The organism is Arthrobacter sp. MMS24-S77 (genome assembly GCF_054888235.1).
In genome coordinates this window covers 407,086-426,079 of sequence record NZ_JBTZRN010000001.1, presented here as the reverse complement: position 1 = coordinate 426,079, position 18,994 = coordinate 407,086, and the positions used below count along the sequence as shown (strand labels likewise).

Annotated in this window: 15 protein-coding genes; 11 read left to right on the top strand and 4 right to left on the bottom strand. The window is 65.7% G+C overall.

Annotated features, from left to right (window positions below; translation table 11 throughout):
• Positions 1 to 58: 58 nt before the first annotated feature.
• The 3 genes from ACX5I4_RS02020 to ACX5I4_RS02010 all read right to left on the bottom strand — a co-directional run bounded on the left by ACX5I4_RS02020 (position 59) and on the right by ACX5I4_RS02010 (position 3,313).
• On the bottom strand, positions 59 to 1,744 hold the full coding sequence (locus ACX5I4_RS02020; protein ID WP_461835191.1) for an amidohydrolase: 1,686 nt from the start codon (positions 1,742 to 1,744) through the stop codon (positions 59 to 61).
• A gap of 85 nt (positions 1,745 to 1,829) precedes the next feature.
• A complete protein-coding gene (locus ACX5I4_RS02015) occupies positions 1,830 to 2,462 on the bottom strand; it encodes a TetR/AcrR family transcriptional regulator C-terminal domain-containing protein (RefSeq protein WP_461835190.1) in 633 nt (210 codons plus the stop codon).
• A gap of 119 nt (positions 2,463 to 2,581) precedes the next feature.
• The gene (locus tag ACX5I4_RS02010; RefSeq protein WP_461835189.1) at positions 2,582 to 3,313 is read right to left on the bottom strand and encodes a hypothetical protein; all 732 of its coding nucleotides are present in this window, start codon (positions 3,311 to 3,313) and stop codon (positions 2,582 to 2,584) included.
• 168 nt (positions 3,314 to 3,481) lie between these two features.
• Here ACX5I4_RS02010 and ACX5I4_RS02005 point away from each other — a divergent pair, with 168 nt between their 5' ends.
• The 10 genes from ACX5I4_RS02005 to ACX5I4_RS01960 all read left to right on the top strand — a co-directional run bounded on the left by ACX5I4_RS02005 (position 3,482) and on the right by ACX5I4_RS01960 (position 16,595).
• Positions 3,482 to 4,633 carry a sulfite oxidase gene (locus ACX5I4_RS02005; protein ID WP_461835188.1) on the top strand — a complete coding sequence of 384 codons (1,152 nt, stop codon included), beginning with the start codon at positions 3,482 to 3,484 and terminating at the stop codon, positions 4,631 to 4,633.
• A 121-nt stretch (positions 4,634 to 4,754) separates the two neighbouring features.
• Entirely contained in the window at positions 4,755 to 5,327 is a 573-nt protein-coding gene (locus tag ACX5I4_RS02000; protein ID WP_461835187.1) for an SRPBCC family protein, read from the top strand.
• Entirely contained in the window at positions 5,320 to 5,715 is a 396-nt protein-coding gene (locus tag ACX5I4_RS01995) for a hypothetical protein (protein ID WP_461835186.1), read from the top strand. Before ACX5I4_RS02000 ends, ACX5I4_RS01995 begins: the two co-directional genes overlap by 8 nt.
• Positions 5,716 to 5,754: 39 nt before the next feature.
• A complete protein-coding gene (locus ACX5I4_RS01990; protein WP_461835185.1) occupies positions 5,755 to 6,999 on the top strand; it encodes a cation:proton antiporter in 1,245 nt (414 codons plus the stop codon).
• 77 nt (positions 7,000 to 7,076) lie between these two features.
• Entirely contained in the window at positions 7,077 to 8,294 is a 1,218-nt protein-coding gene (locus tag ACX5I4_RS01985) for a hypothetical protein (RefSeq protein ID WP_461835184.1), read from the top strand.
• A 124-nt stretch (positions 8,295 to 8,418) separates the two neighbouring features.
• Complete coding sequence (locus ACX5I4_RS01980; RefSeq protein ID WP_461835183.1) at positions 8,419 to 9,042, top strand: hypothetical protein; 624 nt, start codon at positions 8,419 to 8,421, stop codon at positions 9,040 to 9,042.
• A gap of 85 nt (positions 9,043 to 9,127) precedes the next feature.
• A complete protein-coding gene (locus tag ACX5I4_RS01975) occupies positions 9,128 to 9,865 on the top strand; it encodes a YcnI family copper-binding membrane protein (RefSeq protein WP_461835182.1) in 738 nt (245 codons plus the stop codon).
• A 105-nt stretch (positions 9,866 to 9,970) separates the two neighbouring features.
• Complete coding sequence (locus tag ACX5I4_RS01970) at positions 9,971 to 10,615, top strand: DUF4232 domain-containing protein (protein WP_461835181.1); 645 nt, start codon at positions 9,971 to 9,973, stop codon at positions 10,613 to 10,615.
• An 86-nt stretch (positions 10,616 to 10,701) separates the two neighbouring features.
• Positions 10,702 to 15,705, top strand: a complete 5,004-nt coding sequence (locus tag ACX5I4_RS01965; protein WP_461835180.1) for a DNA glycosylase AlkZ-like family protein — start codon at positions 10,702 to 10,704, stop codon at positions 15,703 to 15,705.
• A gap of 11 nt (positions 15,706 to 15,716) precedes the next feature.
• Complete coding sequence (locus tag ACX5I4_RS01960) at positions 15,717 to 16,595, top strand: Fpg/Nei family DNA glycosylase (RefSeq protein WP_461835179.1); 879 nt, start codon at positions 15,717 to 15,719, stop codon at positions 16,593 to 16,595.
• Between the two features lie 113 nt (positions 16,596 to 16,708).
• Here the strand turns inward: ACX5I4_RS01960 and yczE are convergent, their stop codons facing one another.
• Complete coding sequence (gene yczE, locus ACX5I4_RS01955; RefSeq protein ID WP_461835178.1) at positions 16,709 to 17,329, bottom strand: membrane protein YczE; 621 nt, start codon at positions 17,327 to 17,329, stop codon at positions 16,709 to 16,711.
• 59 nt (positions 17,330 to 17,388) lie between these two features.
• Between yczE and yczR the strand changes: the two genes are divergently transcribed.
• Entirely contained in the window at positions 17,389 to 18,915 is a 1,527-nt protein-coding gene (yczR, locus tag ACX5I4_RS01950; RefSeq protein WP_461835177.1) for a MocR-like transcription factor YczR, read from the top strand.
• The last annotated feature ends 79 nt before the right edge of the window (positions 18,916 to 18,994 follow it).

Below are 18,994 nucleotides of genomic sequence, written 5' to 3'. Positions count from 1 at the left end.
ATAGGTGCAACAACCAGTCGATTTATGACGCCGGTAGATCCGATGTAACCCCAGTCCCCTACCCCCGGTACCGCACCTCCCCGCCCACCACGGTGAGCGCGACTGACGCCGTCAGCAGCGAGTCCAATCCGGCGTCGAACGGGTTGGTATCCAGCACCACAAAGTCCGCGAGCATCCCGCTGGCGAGCGTGCCCAGTTCGGCCTCCCGGCGGCATGAGTAGGCGGCATCGCGGGTGGCATGGCTGAGCGCGTCGGCCAGCTCCAGGGCGTACTTCGGCAGGTTGGCCGGCAGGCTCGCGTCCAAGGCCGATTTCCGCGTGGTCGCGACGAACATGTTGGGCAAGGGTTGATGCGGGGCGGTGGGAGCGTCCGATCCCAACGCCAGGGTGGCGCCGGCGTCGGTGAACTCCGTCCACGGGTAGGCGCGGTCAATGCGATCGTCGCCCAGCATGGCACGCCAGTTCTCCTGGACGGCCGGATCCGCGTGGACGGGCTGCATGGAAGCAACCACACCCAACCGCGCAAGGCGTTCGATACTTTCCTTGGTCACGGTCTCCATGTGCTCAATCCGGTGCCGCCGATCCCTGGGGCCGTTCACTCGGTTGGCGTACTCGAAGGCGTCAAGGGCCGCCTCGGACGCGAGGTCGCCGATCGCGTGGATGGCGACCTGGAGGCCCTCGGCATCCGCGGCGGCAACCACCGGATTGAGGAACTCGGGCTGCCAAATCAGCTCCGCGTTGCTGCCATCCGCATACGGTTCCTTCATGGCAGCTGTACAGCCGTCAATCACCCCATCCGCGATGATCTTGATGCCAATCACCCGCAACCACGGCGTATTCACCTCGCGGCTCAATTCCGCCGCGCGGGCCACCTGGGCAAGGTTCTCTTCATGGTTTCCGGTGGGAGCCACCAGCCAGTGGGCGTTGACACGCAGGGGCAGCGTGCCCCCTCCCTTGACCACCGCACGGCGCATTGAGGCAAGCTCGTCCTCCACCAGCGCCATGTCGATTCCGCTGGTGACTCCTGTGGACAAGTAGTGCTCGAATGCCGTGGCCAAGTGCTCGTCGCGCTGCTCATCGGTGGTCAATGAAGCCAGCTTTGGCCACGCGTACTCGTGCATCGCGGTTTCCTCCAACAACCCGGTTGCCTCGCCCGTTTCCGGATCGCGCAGGATCCTGCCACCCAGCGTGTCCGGCGTGTCCTTGTCGATGCCCATTTCGGCCAGCGCGGCGGTGTTGACCCACATGGAGTGGAGATCGTTCGCGTCCAGGTACACCGGGCGGTCAGGCACGACGGCGTCGATCATCGCCGCGGTCGGCGCACCGCCCGGGATAGCCGAGAAGAGCCAACTGGTGCCCAGGATGCGCGGGGCCTCCGGATTCGCAGCGGCGGTTTCCTTGAGGCGGAGCTGGATCTCCTCAAGGTTGGCGGCGTCGCGCAAGGCAACCTTCTGCATGGTCTGGCCCATCATCACGATATGCGTGTGCGCGTCGATGAAACCAGGGAGCACAAATGCACCACCCAGATCCACGACGGCGGCGGGGGCCGCCGGTGCCTGAGCGCCGGAGTGGCGAGCACCGCCGTTGTGCGCGCCGGAGACGGCGGCGGCCAGCCGAATCGCCTCGGCTTCGCTCCCCACGTAGGCAAGTCCCTCTCCCTCAACAAGCATGGCTTCTGCCGTAGCAGGCCCGTTCGCAGTGAAGATCTTGGCGTTTCGGTACAGGGTGCGTTGCTTGGCGCTCACGTGGGTTCCTCAATTACTAAACGAAAGACTTTCGTTTAGTATGGCGAGCAATCTCTTCGGGCACAAGCCCGGTCGGAAACAGCCCCTATGTGCGGGTGACGCGGCCCTGCCGCAAGCGCAGGCCGTCAATCAGGACCTCAAGGCCGAACTCGAAAGCCGTTCCGGCCCTGTCGGCGAGTTCCGAGGCCCCTTCGACAGCGCGTCCCAGCGCCGAGTCGGTCCCCGGCGCCACGTCCCAAACATTGCCGGGGGCGGCCAGGTCCAATGCCGCTCCGATGGCGAAACTGTCGATCATGGCAAGGGCTGAGGCAACGTCGGCGCCCCTAAATCCGGCTTCCTCCAGGACGGAAGCCATTCGCTCGTAGAGGGCAATGACGTGGGCGTTCCGGACAGTCTGCATCACCAGCAACGGCGCCGTGCGGGGATGCCGGGCAAAGTTCTCCCTATATGTACGGATCTCAGACCGCAGCACGTCCTCCCACGTGGCATCGCCGTCAAGGGGCAGGTCGAGGGGTGAGGAATCGCCCTCAGTAATGCGGCCCCGTACCAGTTCCAGGATCTCTTCCCGGCCGGATACATGGTTGTAGATGGAGGACTGGCTGACGCCAATCCGCGCGGCCAGTTTGGGGAGGCTGAAATCGCCCGTCTCGTCGATGAGTTCCAAAGCGGCCGTGACCACGGCGTCGATGGAGATCAGGGGTTTGAGCGGGCGTGCCATGGTCAGGTCTCCTTGGGAAGGGGTAGCACCAAGCTACCAGCCGGGCCGCGCGGGCAGCCCTCCCCAGCAGGGCGTGCGGGGCCGGGTCAGCCGGGCCGTGCGGGGCCGGGGGAACGTCCCTACAAACCCAGTTCTTTCTCTGCGGTGACCCAATTATGGGCGATGGCTTTCTGGGCGTCCGCGAGGGCAATCCGGTGGGAGCAAACGGCCTTGTTGAGCCGCGTTTCAATGGCATCCTTCGGGTTGGTGGTGCCCGGGGCGCCCTCGCGGTTCGGCTCGGGCCACAGATTGGAGACCGCGTTGGTGCCACCGAGTTGGAGGCTGATCAGGTGGTCGAATTCTGTGGAAGAAGCCGGAACCAGGCCGTATTGCTGGAGGCTGAGCTTCTTGACCTTGTCCGTGTCCGAGGCAGGGGCGCGGACAGTGGCAGTGTAACCGGACCGGCAGATCGTGCTGCCGATGTTTTCTTCGCTCACCGCCGGATCAATGGCACCGGGTGTGCACGATGGGTCAGGAAGAACCTCGCCTTTGGCGGCGTTCAGTGTCCGCACTTTGCACTGATTGGGAGAGAGCGCGATATCCCGGCTGACTTTGTCCGGTGAATGGATGGCTTTTGGCGCGGCTTCCTGCTCCACTGCGGTGTTGGGGGCGGCGGCAGGTGCTGTCTCGCCCGGCTGGACGGGCTCGACGTCGTCCCCTGCGTCTGCGGCGACAGTCGGCGACGCTGTGGCATCACGGGAGGCCGCCGTCGCGTGGGCCTGTTGCTGGCCCACGTACCAGAGCCCTCCGACCACAATGAACCCGATGAGGATGGCAGCGAGAAGGACATGGGTTTTGCGTGAAAAGATCATTTTTCCTGTGGTTGCACGAATTGGGAGCGCGGCGCCGGCACGAAATGAGAGGTTCCTGGCCAGCCTCCCTATTTCTACCGTCGCAGCACCCGGGAGCCTGCGAGGCGCGCAGACGATGGAAGCAACTCGAGTAATGACACCTCGACGGACGACGCCCATACTGGGAGCATGAGCGTCAACACCCGCCGCACAGCGGAAGGCGCCGCTGTTGCCACCCCGGCCCCCACCGCCCCTGCTGCTCCGACAGAACCAACCACACCGGCCACTCCAACAACCGGTCCCATCACCCGCGAAGAACTGCAACTGGCTTCGCGCAACCACGCCATGCCGTTGGAGATGCTCCGATGGCCCGTCACACCGCTGGGCATGCACTATCTCCTGGTCCATTTCGACGTCCCCCGGATCGATCCCGTTTCTTGGCGCTTGAATATTGGCGGACTCGTGGACCATCCGCACGAGTACACCCTGCCTGACCTCCAACACCGCGAGCGCCGCACCCAGGCCGTCACAATGGAGTGCGCCGGCAACGGCCGCTCGCGGCTGGAACCGCGGCCTGTGAGCCAGCCGTGGGACCAGGGTGGGATCGGCACGGCTGAGTGGACCGGTACCCCGCTCGCACCGTTGCTGCTCGACGCCGGAGTCTCACCCGACGCCGTCGAGCTCGGCTTCACGGGGGCGGACCGCGGGATCCAGGGCGGCGTGGAGCATCAGTACGCGCGCAGCCTGACGCTCGCGGAAGCAATGTCCGACGACGTTCTGCTCGCCTATGAGGTCAACGGCCAACCATTGCCGCCACAGCATGGCTACCCTGTCCGGTTGCTGGTTCCGGGTTGGTACGGGATGACGAGCGTCAAATGGCTGCAATCCATCGAGGCAATTGACCACAGCTTCGACGGCTACCAACAGCTCGGCTCCTACCGGTACACCCACAACGCGGACGATCCCGGCGAACCCGTCCAGCGGATCAAGGTCCGGGCCCTCATGGTTCCACCTGGCGTTCCCGATTTCTTCACGCGCCAACGCACCGTGGACGCGGGGCCGGTCCAGCTCAGCGGCCGGGCCTGGTCCGGGAACGGAACCGTGGACAGCGTGGAAGTCTGCGTGGACGGCATATGGGAGAAGGCGCAGCTCCAAGCGCCCGCCGGCCGGTATGCATGGCGCGGATGGACCTTCACGTGGATCGCAACACCCGGTTCCCACGACCTGGCATGCCGTGCAACGGACTCCACCGGGCAGACGCAGCCTGAGGCGCCCGAGTGGAACTACCAAGGCATGGGAAACAATGACATCCAGCGCCTGACCGTGACGGTCCGGGAATAAACGATCCGGGAAGAATCAGTCCGGGCGTAGGGGCCCGCGAACATGCCGAACCGGGCCGTTGACCGCGTGCAACGGCGTGAGTACTGTGAGTCCACTATCCATCCGCGCCGTGGAGGCAGCAATGGGCGGCACTTCCAAGAGCAGCACCGACTACGAATTCCTTACCGTCTGGCGCGTCGCGGGGACCCCTCGTGAGGTCATGGATATTTTGGGCGATGCCGGGACGTTGGCCCGTTGGTGGCCCTCGGTGTATTTGAGGGTTGTTCCGCTGGATCCGGGGAACGCCGACGGCACGGGAAAGGCCTTCACCTTACATACGAAGGGTTGGCTGCCGTACACCCTGCGCTGGAGGTTCACGGTCACCGAGCCCATCACGGAGCAAGGTTTCGCGATATCCGCGAGCGGTGACTTGAACGGCACCGGGCGCTGGACCTTTGAACAGGACGGGCCAGAAACGGTGGTCACTTATGACTGGCGGGTCAGCGCATCGAAACCCCTCCTCCGGCGGCTAAGCTGGCTGCTCAAGCCCGCCTTTTCCGCGAACCACCTTTGGGCGATGGCCCGCGGTCAAGAAAGCCTCGCCCTGGAATTACGACGACGACGTCCCGGCACGGACCTTTCCAAGATCCCCCGTCCGGCGCCGCCCACGTTTGCAAGCCGATACCGCTGGCCAAGGAGTACAACCCATGCCTGACGATTACAAGGGCGATGTCCGCTGGTTGCCGCAGCCTGAGGAGCAAGACTATCCGGGGGCGGCGAACTATCTGTCCCTGCTTGAGTCCGACGACGTCGTTGCCACCATTGTCGCGTCGCTCATGGTCGCTCCCATCCAGCACCGCAAGGCCAAGGACATCCTCCGGGCCGCCCGGCTGGTGCTGCTGCCCGAGGACAACGCCCACGTGGCCTCGGACCTGAAGAAGATCAAGGAGGGCAAGAGGCTCTCGCCCATCCTCATGGTCAGGGGCGATTTGGCCCGGGGCATTCCCGCGCAGGTGGCCGATGGATACCACCGGGTGTGCGCAAGCTACTACACGGACGAGAACACCGATATTCCCCTCAAACTGGCTGATGCACCCCGGTAACCACCGCAGAACAACGGCAAGGCCGGTAAAAGGAGGAACGTGTCGTTCTTTCAGCTTGCGCTGATCGCCGCAGTCGCGCTCCTCGGACCGCTGCTGGCCCTGCCTCGGAAATGGCACCTTCCCGTGGTGCTGGGACAGTTGCTGGCAGGGATCGCCATTGGGCGGACCGGGCTCGGGCTGGTGGACTCCTCGGACCCCACCTTCACTTTCGTGGCCGACGTCGGGTTCGCCCTCATCATGTTCGTCGCCGGGACCCATGTCCCCGTACGGGACAAAGCCATCCGTCCCGCACTCGGTGGCGGCGCCTTGCGTGCCGGGATCGCCGCGGTGCTGGCCGCCGTCGTCGGAATCGTCATCGCTTTTGCCTTCAGCACCGGACATGCCCCCCTTTATGTCGTTCTGCTCGCTTCCTCCTCTGCCGCCCTGGTCTTGCCGATCGTCGACTCGCTGCGGCTGACAGGGCCTAAGGTCCTGACGACGACGGCGCAGGTTGCGGTAGCGGACATCGCCTGCATTGTGGCGCTTCCGCTGGCTGTTGACCCGCCCAACGCTGCCCGGGCGGCCGTGGGGGCAGCCGTCGTCGCGGGTTGCGCGCTGGTCTTGTTCTTCGTGCTTCGCTGGCTTGAGAGCAGCGGCAACCGCGGACGGCTACATGACATGTCCGAAGACCGGAAATTCGCGCTGGAGCTGCGGATCCAGCTGGCCTTGCTCTTCGCACTTTCCGGGCTGGCGGTCCTGGGCCACGTATCCATCATGCTGGCCGGGTTCTCCTTCGGCCTGGTGGTGTCGGCCGTAGGCGAACCCCGGCGCCTGGCGCACCAACTCTTCGCCGTCAGCGACGGCTTCCTGGGGCCCGTGTTCTTCGTCTGGCTAGGCGCATCGCTTGACCTGCGTACCCTCGCTGGGAGTCCGCGGATGATTCTCCTCGGGGTCTGCCTTGGCCTGGGAACCCTGTTGGTGCATGGAAGCCTCCGGTTCCTCGGCCAGCCCCTGCCGCTCGCGGTGCTGGCGGCGTCCCAATTGGGAGTGCCGGTTGCCGCCGCCACCATCGGCTCGCAACTGCATTTGCTGGAACCGGGAGAAGCCGCGGCCATGATCCTGGGAGCCCTCATCAGCATCGCGGCAAGCACCATCGCCGGCTCGCGGGCGGCCCGCACATTTTCGGAGACCGCATCGGAAAGCGCGGGCGACGGGCCAAAGAGCGAGGGGCCGACCGACAAAGGCCAATCTGGCAAAGGACAAGCCGGAAAGCCGTCGGAAGGTGGTCCGGCAATAACTGCCTGATTCCCGAAACCTGCATACTGCGTCGGGTAACGTCAGTCATTGCGGTAGCTAAGCGCCGGGGAAATGAAGGAGTGGCCATGAGCCGGAAAACGAAAAAACCAAAGGCCCGCGGCGGGCACCTCAAGGCAGTGCCTTCGGCCCCGAAAATGCCTTTGCAGTTGGTCCTCAACCATCGTGTAGTCGACTCCTTCACCCCGGATTTCGTTCACTGGTACGAAAGATTCAGTGACGCCGAAGACGCCCTGAGGTGCTTGCAGATCGTCAAACTCTTCATCACGGCATGGCACGCGATCAGCGAAGAAAGCTCCGCCACCAAGATCGACGCTGACAGCTTGGACGATGCGGCACTTGCCCTTGCCGACATGCTTGACGAGCCTGACAGCGATGAGGCGCTTGTCGAGATCTTCGATTACCTCCACCTTTACGTTGAATTCCTCTTTGAAACGGGCCGCTGGTCAGGGACCGAGGAGGACTACTTCGTCGTCCATATGCTCCTTAGCGAAGAAGCTGCCGGGGAAATGGATCTTCCCGGCGACATTCCGGACCTCTCCGACGAGGAGCAGGACCGGGCGTTCCAGGAACTCCCCGTTCTCCAGTTGACCGGACGATTGCTGGAGTGGCTGGGAGCCGGAAAGGATGTCACGAGCACTGGCGTGCTCCGGCTGAAGGACATTGAAGGTGCTGCCGGAGCAGTAGGGGTGAAGGCCAGAGGGAAAAGGACGGGGAAACAGCCTCTCCCGGAGGGTGAAGTCCAGGGCGGAGGCGATCCTGAGTCATTTGAAGTCGGCTCCATGCACGAAGTTCCCGTACTAAGCGATATCTGGGCTGCCATGGTCGGCACCCGTATCCTGTCGATTGGGTCGACGCGCGCGGTGCCTGGCGCTGGCGCCGAATCGTGGCACTCCCAGGACCTCGATTCGAGGCTTCAGATCCGGCGAGAGTTCCTGGCGGTACTCCTTGCCAGTGCCGTGATGGAGTCCGGCAGCATGCGGGAGGAAGGTCCCCGGGAAAACGAAACTCTAGCCAGGGTCCTATTGAAGGGAACCATTGAAGAGCCCGTCAGTGTGGACGAAGTCAACAGGGCGGCAGAGAACGATTCGGCGGACGAGGTCTTGCCCGCGTTCGAGGCGATGCGGGCACGCCGCGAACTGGCCAGGCTCGCCGATCTTGGCCTCGTCACCGTGGACACCCACTACACAGTTACCCCGGTGGTCATCCAGTGTGTGATCCCGGCGCTCGCCCTGGTTCTTGCCATGGAAGACAATTTCGAGCCGGGCCCGGTCCACCCTGGCTAGCAGAACCCCGTCACACGACCCATCCGACGGCAGCCCAGCCACGAACCACCGATAGAATATCCAGGTTGACCAGCCGGAACCGGCCGGTCAGCCACGCGCTTGACCGCTACCGAGGGAGGAACCCGTGCGCGCATCGCATGCCCGGACACCCTTCCATGCCATGCGTTCCGGCGCTCTTGCCGTCGCCATTGTTGCCCTTGCGGCAGGGGCCCACGTCCTCGCCGGCGGTGCGCTTCCCGTCGCGCCGGTCTTGCTGGCCGTCCTTGCCTTGACCGGTCTTATCACCACCTTGGCCACCCGGTTCAAACTTGGACTCCCGGCTATAGCCGCACTCCTGGGAGCCGGCCAGCTTGCCCTGCACGAAGCGTTCACGGCATTTGCCCCGCTCACCGCCCCGGCTCCGGGCTCACTGGCGCACCACTTGGCAGCCGAGCACCTTTCCCCGCCTCTAGGTGCCGAAACAGTACATTTTCACGAGGCCGACACTCCCCTCAGCTGGTTGATGCTGACCGGCCACGCCCTCGCGACTGCCGCCTCGGCTTTGCTTTTGGCCAAGGGCGAGCAAGCTCTGTGGCAGCTCGCGGCGTGGCTCCGGCCCCTCCTGCGGCTCATTTGCCGGGTCTTCAGGCCCGACGCCGGCAGCTCGGCTGTTGCGTTCAGCGCACCTACCGTTTTCATCCCCCGCCCGTGGCGGAACCTCAGGCAAGACAGCAGACGCGGCCCGCCCGCCGTCGTCGTACTCTCCTGACTCCGCCCGGCACCGCCTTCAACTGGTGACGGGCACATCCCCGTACTTTGGCGTGCTTTCGCGCGCCCATTGAAAGGCAACAACCATGAAAAAGTCCTCCTTCCGCCGTGCCCTCTCTGCCACGGCAATCGCCGGCGGCACCGCCGCATTGATGATGGCCGGCCTCGCAGGCGCCTCGGCACACGTATCCATCAATCCGGACAAGACCACGGCAAACTCCTACGCCTTGCTGACCTTCGGGGTACCCCACGGCTGCGACACGTCAGGCACCACCAAGGTGACCATCAACCTGCCGGAGGAACTGACGGACGCCACGCCCACGGTGAACCCCAACTGGACCATCGAGAAGGTCACACAGACCCTGGCCGAGCCAAAGAAGCTGGCCGACGGCACCTCCATCACCAAGCGGACCAGCCAGATCGTCTACACGGCCAAGGCCCCGCTGGACCCGCACCAGCGCGATGCCCTGGTCTTGTCCGTCAAGCTGCCCGACACTGCCGGCAAGACCCTCTACTTCCCCACGCTCCAGAACTGCGAGCAAGGGCAGACAAACTGGGCTGAAATCCCCAAGGACGGCCAGGATCCGCACTCCCTGAAGGCTCCGGCGCCGTCGGTGGCCGTCACCGCTGCGGATGCCGCTGCGGGTGATGGCCACAGCGCCCACACGGCCGCTTCAATGTCCGCAGAGCAGGCCGCTTCCGTGAGCGACGACGGACCGCAGGCGCGCAGCTGGGCCGGTCTGATCGCTGGCGTGGCAGGCCTCGGGTTGGGCGGCGCGGCCTTCTTCCGCAGCCGTTCCACCAAGGCTTCAGCCACCAAGTAACAACTCCGCTGGTTGGCGCCCGGGAACATTACGATCCGGGCGCCAATCCGGCGCCGTTGCCGCGCCGCAGTTGACTCGAGCATATGACGACGAAATGCTGTGCGCATGACGAATATGCGAGTCAAGAACGGTCTCCTGCTCACCATGGCAGCAGCCTCGGTATTCCTGCTCTCTGGCTGTTTCCAGGGCCAGGCCCAAGGCCAGGGCACCGGCACCGGCACGCCAAGCGGAACGGCTTCGGCCTCGTCTTCGGCATCCGCCTCGGCCTCGAGCACTCCGACTTCAAGCGGTAGCGCCACACCATCGAGCACCGGGACGACGGCATCCGGCGTCGGACTCTGCAAGGCAGCCTCGCTGACCGCTTCTGTCGACTCGACTGGCGGCGGCGCGGCAGGCAGCGTCTACATGAAGCTCATCCTCACCAACTCGGGCACGGAACCATGTGTCCTCAATGGCTTCCCGGGCGTCTCACTCACGTCCACGCCCACGGGCGATCCGATCGGGGCCGCCGCCTCGCGCGATGACACGCAGCCGGTGACAGAAGTGGTCCTCGCTCCTGGGAAGGCCGGCTTCGCCCAACTCCGTTACACCCAAGCCGGCAACTACACCGAATGCACCCAAGTTCCTGCCGCCGGCTTCCGGGTCTACCCACCCGAGGACACTGCCTCACTGTTCATCCCGCAGCAACGCACGGCCTGCAGCAACACCAATATCAATCTCTTGAGCGTCCAAGCCTTCCAGGCGGGATAAGGCGGTTTAGCCGCTGAGCCTTATCCTGCGCTGTTCCTGCCTGCGCTGTTCCTTATCTTGTCGGTGCCGTGAGGCATGATGGAGGAATGCAGGAGCGGGAGCTACCGGACGGTTCACGCCACACAGCCATGGACCGCTTCAGCCGTGCCACGCGGGAGTGGTTCCTTGGTGCTTTCACCGCGCCCACACCGGCCCAGGACGGCGCGTGGAAAGCCATTTCGTCCGGCTCGCACGCCCTGGTGGTGGCACCCACCGGTTCGGGTAAGACGCTCGCCGCCTTCCTGTGGGCCCTGGACCGGCTCTTGTCAGTCTCTCCTGTTGCCTCGGCGGACGCCCTTCCGGGTCTTGAGGAAACAAGCGGCCGCGCCCGTGCCAAAGCCCCCAAGCGCAAGACCCGCGTCCTGTACATCTCTCCGCTCAAAGCACTCGGCGTCGACGTCGAACGCAACCTCCGCTCGCCGCTGATCGGCATCACGCAAACCGCCAAACGGCTCGGGTTGCCGGCCCCACTGGTCAGCGTCGGCGTCCGCTCCGGGGATACGACGACGGCGGACCGCCGCGCGCTGCTCAGCCACCCGCCGGACATCCTCATCACCACGCCCGAGTCCTTGTTCCTGATGCTGACATCCAAGGCCCGGGAGACGCTCAGCGAGGTGGACACCGTGATCGTGGACGAGGTCCATGCAGTTGCCGGCACCAAGCGCGGCGCGCACCTCGCGGTGTCATTGGAGCGGCTCGATGCACTGCTGCCCAAGCCTGCCCAGCGGATCGGACTCTCGGCCACCGTGGAGCCACGCGAACTCGTGGCGCAGTTCCTCGCGGGCTCGGCTCCTGTGGAAATCGTCGCACCGCCGTCGCGCAAGAACTGGAACCTCAGCGTCAGCGTCCCTGTGGAAGACATGTCAGACCTGGCGGGAGCGGCCGGCGCCTTCGACTCGGGACCCGCCTCCGGACTGCAACCGCAAGCGTCCATTTGGCCGCATGTAGAGGAGAAGATCGTTGATCTTGTCCTGTCCAAGCAGTCAACCATTGTCTTCGCGAACTCCCGGCGCCTCGCGGAGCGCCTTACGGCCCGGCTCAACGAGATCTACGCGGAACGCCAACTCATGGCGGTTGACGTATTTTCTGCTGCGGCGGATGCCGTGGCGGCCTCGGTGCCGGCTGATTTTGGGGCGCCGTCCCCGGGGCTTCCGGCCTCGACGGCGACTCCCGCGCACATGATGGCCCAGGCCGGAAGCACCAGTGGCGCCGATCCGGTCCTGGCCCGGGCCCACCACGGCTCCGTGTCCAAGGACCAGCGGGCACTCATCGAGGACGACCTCAAATCCGGCCGGCTGCGCTGTGTTGTGGCCACGTCATCGCTGGAACTCGGCATCGATATGGGTGCGGTGGACCTGGTAGTCCAAGTCGAGTCGCCGCCGTCGGTGGCCAGCGGACTGCAACGTGTGGGCCGCGCCGGCCACCAAGTGGGTGAGATCTCCGAAGGCGTGCTCTTCCCCAAGCACCGGGCAGACCTCGTCCACACCGCCATCACCGTGGAACGCATGCTGGGCGGCCAGATCGAACGCCTGCATGTACCCGCCAACCCCCTGGACATCCTGGCCCAACAAACCGTCGCCGCCACCGCGCTGGGAAGCATCGATGTTGAGGAATGGTTCGCCACAGTGCGCCGTTCCGCACCGTTCGCTACCCTGCCCCGCTCCGCTTTCGAAGCCACATTGGACCTCCTGGCCGGACGGTATCCATCGGACGAATTCGCAGAACTCCGGCCGCGCATCGTATGGGACCGCAACGCCGGCACCATCGAGGGCCGGCCAGGAGCACAGCGCCTTGCCGTGACCTCGGGAGGAACCATCCCGGACCGCGGACTCTTCGGCGTCTACATCATCGGAACCGAAAGCTCTGGCTCCGGCAGTGCTCCTTCAGCTGGCGGCGCTCCAGAACCGTCCGCGCAGGAGCCCAGTCCGGCGTCGCGCGCTGCCAAAGGCGGCCGACGCGTCGGCGAGCTCGACGAAGAAATGGTTTACGAATCACGAGTCGGGGACATCTTCGCTTTGGGTGCCACCAGCTGGAAGATCGAGGACATCACGCATGACCGTGTCCTCGTCTCGCCCGCCTTCGGCCAGCCCGGAAAACTTCCTTTCTGGAAGGGCGATTCCCTCGGCCGTCCGGTTGACTTGGGCCGTGCGCTGGGAGCATTCGTGCGGGAACTCTCCGCTTCGGACCAAGGGCCCGCCCTGGAACGCTGCAAGGCCAGCGGCCTGGACGACTTCGCCGCCCGCAACCTTCTCCAGTATCTGAACGAGCAAAAGCAGGCCACGGAAGTGGTCCCCAACGACCGGACGCTCGTGGTCGAACGGTTCCACGACGAACTCGGCGACTGGCGGGTGGTGCTGCACAGCCCCTTCGGTATGCCTGTCCATGCACCGTGGGCCCTCGCGGTCGGGCAGCGGCTCCAGCAGCGCTACGGGCTGGACGGCTCCGCGATGGCCGCCGACGACGGGATCGTACTTCGGGTGCCGATGATGGAAGACGAACCTCCCGGAGCTGAGTTGTTCCTCTTTGACCCGGAGGAACTCGAGCAGATCGTGACGGCGGAGGTAGGGGGCAGCGCCCTGTTTGCCTCGCGCTTCCGTGAGTGCGCTGCCCGTGCTCTCTTGTTGCCGCGGCAGAATCCAGCGAAAAGGCAACCGCTGTGGCAGCAGCGGCAACGTTCAGCCCAATTGTTGGACGTCGCCAAGAAATACCCTTCCTTCCCCATCGTTCTCGAAACCGTGCGCGAATGCTTGCAGGATGTCTACGACCTCCCGGCGTTGAAAGACATTGCCGCTTCGATCGAGCGCCGGGAACTGCGCTTGGTTCAGACCACCACCCAGCAGCCCTCCCCCTTCGCCAAGTCGCTGCTGTTTGGCTACGTGGCCCAGTACTTGTACGAAGGCGATTCACCGCTCGCCGAACGCAGGGCCGCGGCCCTGGCCCTCGATTCCACGCTCCTGAACGAGCTTCTTGGCAGGGTGGAACTGCGCGAACTCCTGGACGCGAAAGTCATTGAGGCCACCGAACTCGAGCTCCAGCGGCTGGCACCGGACCGGCAAGTCCGTGGCATGGAAGGCGTCGCCGACTTGCTGCGCCTGCTGGGCCCTTTGAGCGTGGAAGAAGTGGCTGCCCGGTTGCAGCCCGAAGAAGGAGCGGGTAGTTCCCCGGATCCGGCGGCGTCGCACGTCGCCGCCGCCTCGCATTTGGCGGCGTTACGGAAGGCCAACCGCGCCCTCACCGTGACCCTCAGCGGCGTGGAACGATTCGCAGCCATCGAAGACGCAGCCCGGCTTCGGGACGCCATTGGGGTTCCGCTGCCCATGGGTGTGCCGCTCGCCTTCATCGAGCCCGTCCACGATCCGCTCGGCGATCTGGTCTCCCGTTACGCACGGACCCACGGGCCCTTCACCGCTGAGGAAGCTGCGGCCAGGCTGGGACTGGGTGTCGCCGTCGTCAGCACTGCCCTGAAACGCTTGGCGGCGGACGGCCGCGTGGTGGAGGGCGAGTTCCGCCCGCACCCCAGTGCGCCGGATGTGGTTTCCGACGAGGCAACGATCCCGCCCGAGCCGGCGGTAGCGCCGGAGGTTCCCACTGTTGTCCCGGGCAGCGAGTGGTGCGACTCCGAGGTGCTCCGCAAGCTCCGGCGTCGTTCCCTGGCCGCGTTGCGAGCCGAAGTGGAGCCCGTGGATGCTGCAGCGTACGGCCGGTTCCTGCCTGCTTGGCAAAACGTATCCGTGCCCGCAACCGGCCGCTCCCGTGGCGCCCCGGCACTGCGTGGGCTCGACGGCATCATGACCGCCATCGACCAGCTCTCCGGCGTGCCTGTTCCGGCGTCGGCGTGGGAACCCTTGGTGCTGGCCAGCCGGATCTCCGACTATCAGCCGGCCATGTTGGACGAGCTCATGGCCGCGGGCGAAGTCTTGTGGTCCGGTGCTGGATCGTTGCCCGGAAACGACGGGTGGATCAGCCTCCACGTGGCCGAAGCCGCTGAGCTGACCCTCAACCCGGACCCTGAATTCGCGCCCGGCGACGCCCAACTTCGCCTTCTGGAGCATCTGCAGTCCGGCGGCGGTGCCTACTTCTTCCGGCAGCTCACCGAGGTTGCGGGCGGCATGGATGCCGTGCTCAGCGACGACGCCGTGGTAGCTGCCCTGTGGGACCTGGTCTGGGCTGGCCGCATCACTGGCGACACGTTCGCCCCTGTCCGCGCGATGATTGCCGGAGGCCGCACAGCGCACAAACAGCCCGCCCGGCCGCCGCGTGCCAGGTCCCTGCGGATGAGCAGGCTCGGCCGCTCGCATGGCACGGGCTTGATGGGGTCGCCGGGACTCACGGGCGGACGCTACGGCTCGGTCGCCGGAACAGCTCCGACTCCCCCGCTGGCCGTTGGCCGCTGGTCGGCGTTGCCGGCTCCTGAGCTCGACCCCACTATCCATGCGCGTGGCACCGCCGAACTCCTCCTCGACAGATACGGCGTTGTAACCCGCGGGTCTGTCATGGTGGAGAACATCGTGGGCGGATTCGGCCTGATGTACAAGGTCCTCGCGCGCCTCGAAGAAGCTGGCCGGTGCCGCCGTGGCTACTTCATCGAGCATCTCGGAGCCGCCCAGTTTGCCGTTCCCGCCACCGTGGACCGCCTGCGCTCCTTCACGGAAGATGCCCAGCTAGCCAAAGCCGAGCCTGTCGCCTTGGCGCTTGCCGCCACGGATCCCGCCAATCCATACGGCGCTGCCCTCCCCTGGCCCGCACTGGCTGTCGACGCCGGGTCGGGTCACCGTCCGGGACGGAAGGCCGGAGCCTTGGTGGTAATGGTCGACGGCGCGTTGGTCCTTTACGTTGAGCGGGGAGGGAAGACCCTCCTCACCTTCAGCCATGACGACGCCGTCCTGGCGGCTGCCGCTGCGGCGCTCGTAGGCGTGGTGCGCCGGGGAGCCGTGGACAAATTAATCATGGAAAAGGTCAACGGCCACGACCTCCTGGACACGCCCGTGGCTTTTGCGCTTGCGGCTGCCGGGGCGTACTCCACGCCGAAGGGTCTGAGGATCCGTGCCTGAAGTGGGACTCCGTGCCTGAGGGCGACTCGATCTGGCGGGCCGCCGCCGAGTTGCACAAGGCCCTCGCTGGCCAGACACTCGTCTCCTCCGACTTCCGGGTACCCAGGTTTGCCACGCTGAACCTGGCCGGATGGACCGTGTCCGAGGTGGTGCCGAGGGGAAAGCACTTGCTCATGCGATTGCTGGGACCGGCGGGGGCTTCGCCGGACGAGGCCGGTTCGGCGGCGGCTTCGCCGGACGAGGCCGGTTCGGCGGTGGCCGGGCCACCCCGCCGCGCCCTGACCATCCATTCGCACCTGAAAATGGACGGAAGCTGGCAGGTCTATGCCCCCGGGGGCCGCTGGAGGAAACCCGGCCACACGGCCAGGTGCGTTCTCCGCACGGCGATTGCCGACGTCGTCGGCTTCTCTCTGGGCGTCCTCGAAGTGATCCCGACGCCGGACGAGGCCCGCGCCGTGGGGCACCTTGGGCCGGATCTCCTGGGGCCGGACTGGGACGCTGAAGAGGCTGTTCGTCGGCTGCGAGCCGCGCCGGACACTCCGATCGGGCTGGCGCTCCTCGACCAACGGAACGTGGCCGGCCTCGGCAATATCTACCGCTGCGAAGCGTGTTTCCTGACCGGGTTGCATCCTGCCACGCCCGTATCGGCCGTGCTGAATCTGGCCGCGATGCTCGAGGAAGCCAAGGTCCTGCTCGAGGCCAACCTAGGACCCGGACCTCGGACGACGCTCGGCCCGCGGGCCCTGCGTCCTGGCTACTGGGTGTACGGCCGCGAGCACAAGCCGTGCCTTCGCTGCGGTACGCCCATTCGCCGCGGCGTGCTGGGACCGGCGTCGGGGTTGGAAGACCGGACCATCTACTTCTGCCCGGAGTGCCAGCCCGGTCCTTGACGCCGCTCGAATTCCTGGCGACGCCGGAATTCCCTGGCGATGCGGGAATTTCCTACCGATGCGGGAATTCCGTGGGCATCAGGGAATTTGCGCGTCGCCAGGAAGAATCCGGGTCACGGCGCGGCGAGCACCTCTTCCCGAGAACTCTGGGAGGCCTTCACCGGGACCGTGAACAGGGGCAACAACAACTGCACTAGGGGCCCGATGGCCAAGGCGTAGACAACAGTTCCCACGCCGACTGATCCACCCAACAACCAACCCACACCGAGCACAACAACCTCGATCAAGGTCCGGGACAAGCGCACAGACCACCCCGCGCGGCGGGCAAGACCGGTCATCAGCCCGTCGCGGGCACCCGGGCCAAGCCGAGCGCCGATGTAGCAGGCAGAGGCGATGCCGTTGAGGACCACGGCACCGGCGAGCATGGCGATCTGGCCGCCTAAATGCGAGAAGGCGGGGATCAAGGCCAGACCGATATCCGCAAAGACGCCCACCAACACGGCGTTGGCGAGGGTTCCGAAGCCGGGCATCTGCCGCAGCGGGATCCAGAGGAGCAGCACGAGGAAGCTGACGACCACCACAACGGTGCCGATGCTCCACCCGATCTTTCCCGCGACGCCTTGGTGGAACACGTCCCAGGGATCCAGGCCTAGCCCGGCCCGGATGAACATGGCCAGGGAAACCCCGTACATTGCGAGGCCGATCAGGAGTTGGGCGATTCTGCGGGTCATCATGAAACCATGCTCCCGAAAACTGGCATTGCTTTCCATAGCCAGTTTGCAATACTGGTCTCATGCCCGGATCCCTGAACCCCACAGCCATGGTGCGTCTCCTAGGCCCGTGGAACACTGGCGCCGCTCCCGCCTATCGCGAGCTTGCCGACGTCGTACGCCTTTTGGTGATGGACGGGCGCATCCCCCTCGATGTCGCGCTGCCCAGCGAACGCGCACTCGCCGTCACTTTGGGCGTCAGCCGAACCACCGTCACCGCTGCCTATGCCAGCCTGCGCGAGCAAGGATTCCTCAGCGGAGGCCAGGGCAGCCGGGGACGGACGGGCATTCCGCACCGAAGCGTTCCCGTCGGCGGACCCGGCCTCGCTGTTCCCGATGGGATCCTTGACCTCGCCTATGCCTCCCTTCCGGCAACCGGCGAGATGGTGCACCGGGCCTTTGCTGATGCGTTGATTGACCTCCCTGCGCTTTTGCCAGGCTTTGGCTACGACGCTGTCGGCCTTCCGCCCCTCCGGGAAGCCATCGCGGACCACTACACAGCGGCCGGGATCCCCACGAAGGCGACTCAGATTCTAGTGACTTCCGGGGCTCAGCACGCGCTGAACATCATCCTGAAGACCCTCGCCGGGCGGCAACAAAAGGTACTCGTGGAGCACCCAAGCTACCCCAACGCGCTCGATGCCATCCGCGCCTCGGGCTCGCGCACGGTGGCCGTGCCGATGCCGCCCGCCCCGGAGCCGGCGTCGGCATCGGCGTCGGGCAAGGATTCGGCGTCGGGCGCGGGTTCGGCGTCGGGCGCGGGTTCGGCGTCGGGCGGTTGGGACATCGAGGGGATGGTGGCCGCGATGCGCCACCAACACCCCGCCATGGCCTACCTCGTGCCGGACTTCCACAACCCCACAGGGCGGATCATGTCCAATCTCCAGCGCCGCCGCCTGGTCCGCGAGGCGGCAGGAACAGGCACTGTACTGGTGGTGGACGAGACACTGCGCGAACTAAACCTCGACGCCGTCGCTACCTCGCCGCTCGCAGCCTTCAGTCCGGCGGTGGTGACCATCGGGTCGCTCAGCAAATCACATTGGGCCGGGCTCCGGACCGGATGGATCCGCGCCGAGGAAGACTTGATCAGCCGCTTCGTGCAGACCCGGACCACGATGGATCTGGGTGGGCCTGTCGTCGAGCAATTGGCCGCCGCACGGCTGGTCCGCGCCTTCGCCGAACCGCTGGATGCCAGGCTCGAGGAGCTGCGACGGAACCGGGAAGTTCTCCTCGGGCTGCTCGCCGAACATCTGCCCGATTGGCACGTGGAACGGCCGCGCGGCGGGCTCACGGCATGGTGCAGGCTGCCCACGCCGTCGAGTACCGCGCTCACCGTCGTCGCCCCGGATTTCGGTCTGCGACTGGCGGCAGGGCCTCGCTTTGGGGTCGGCGGGGCTTTCGAGCATTTCATGCGCGTCCCGTACACGTTGGCGCCGGCCCAGCTTGAGACGGCCGTGTTGGCGCTGCGGGATGCCCAGGCCAGGCTCGATGCCTCACCGCAGCTTCGGAGGACCTTGAAGGCGCCTAAGCAAGCCGCCGCCGTCGCGTAGGCCGCCTGAACTCGCCGTTCCCCCGTTCCCCCACCCCTTCCTCCACCCAACTAACTCGCATTTGTTGTCGTTTTCAGGG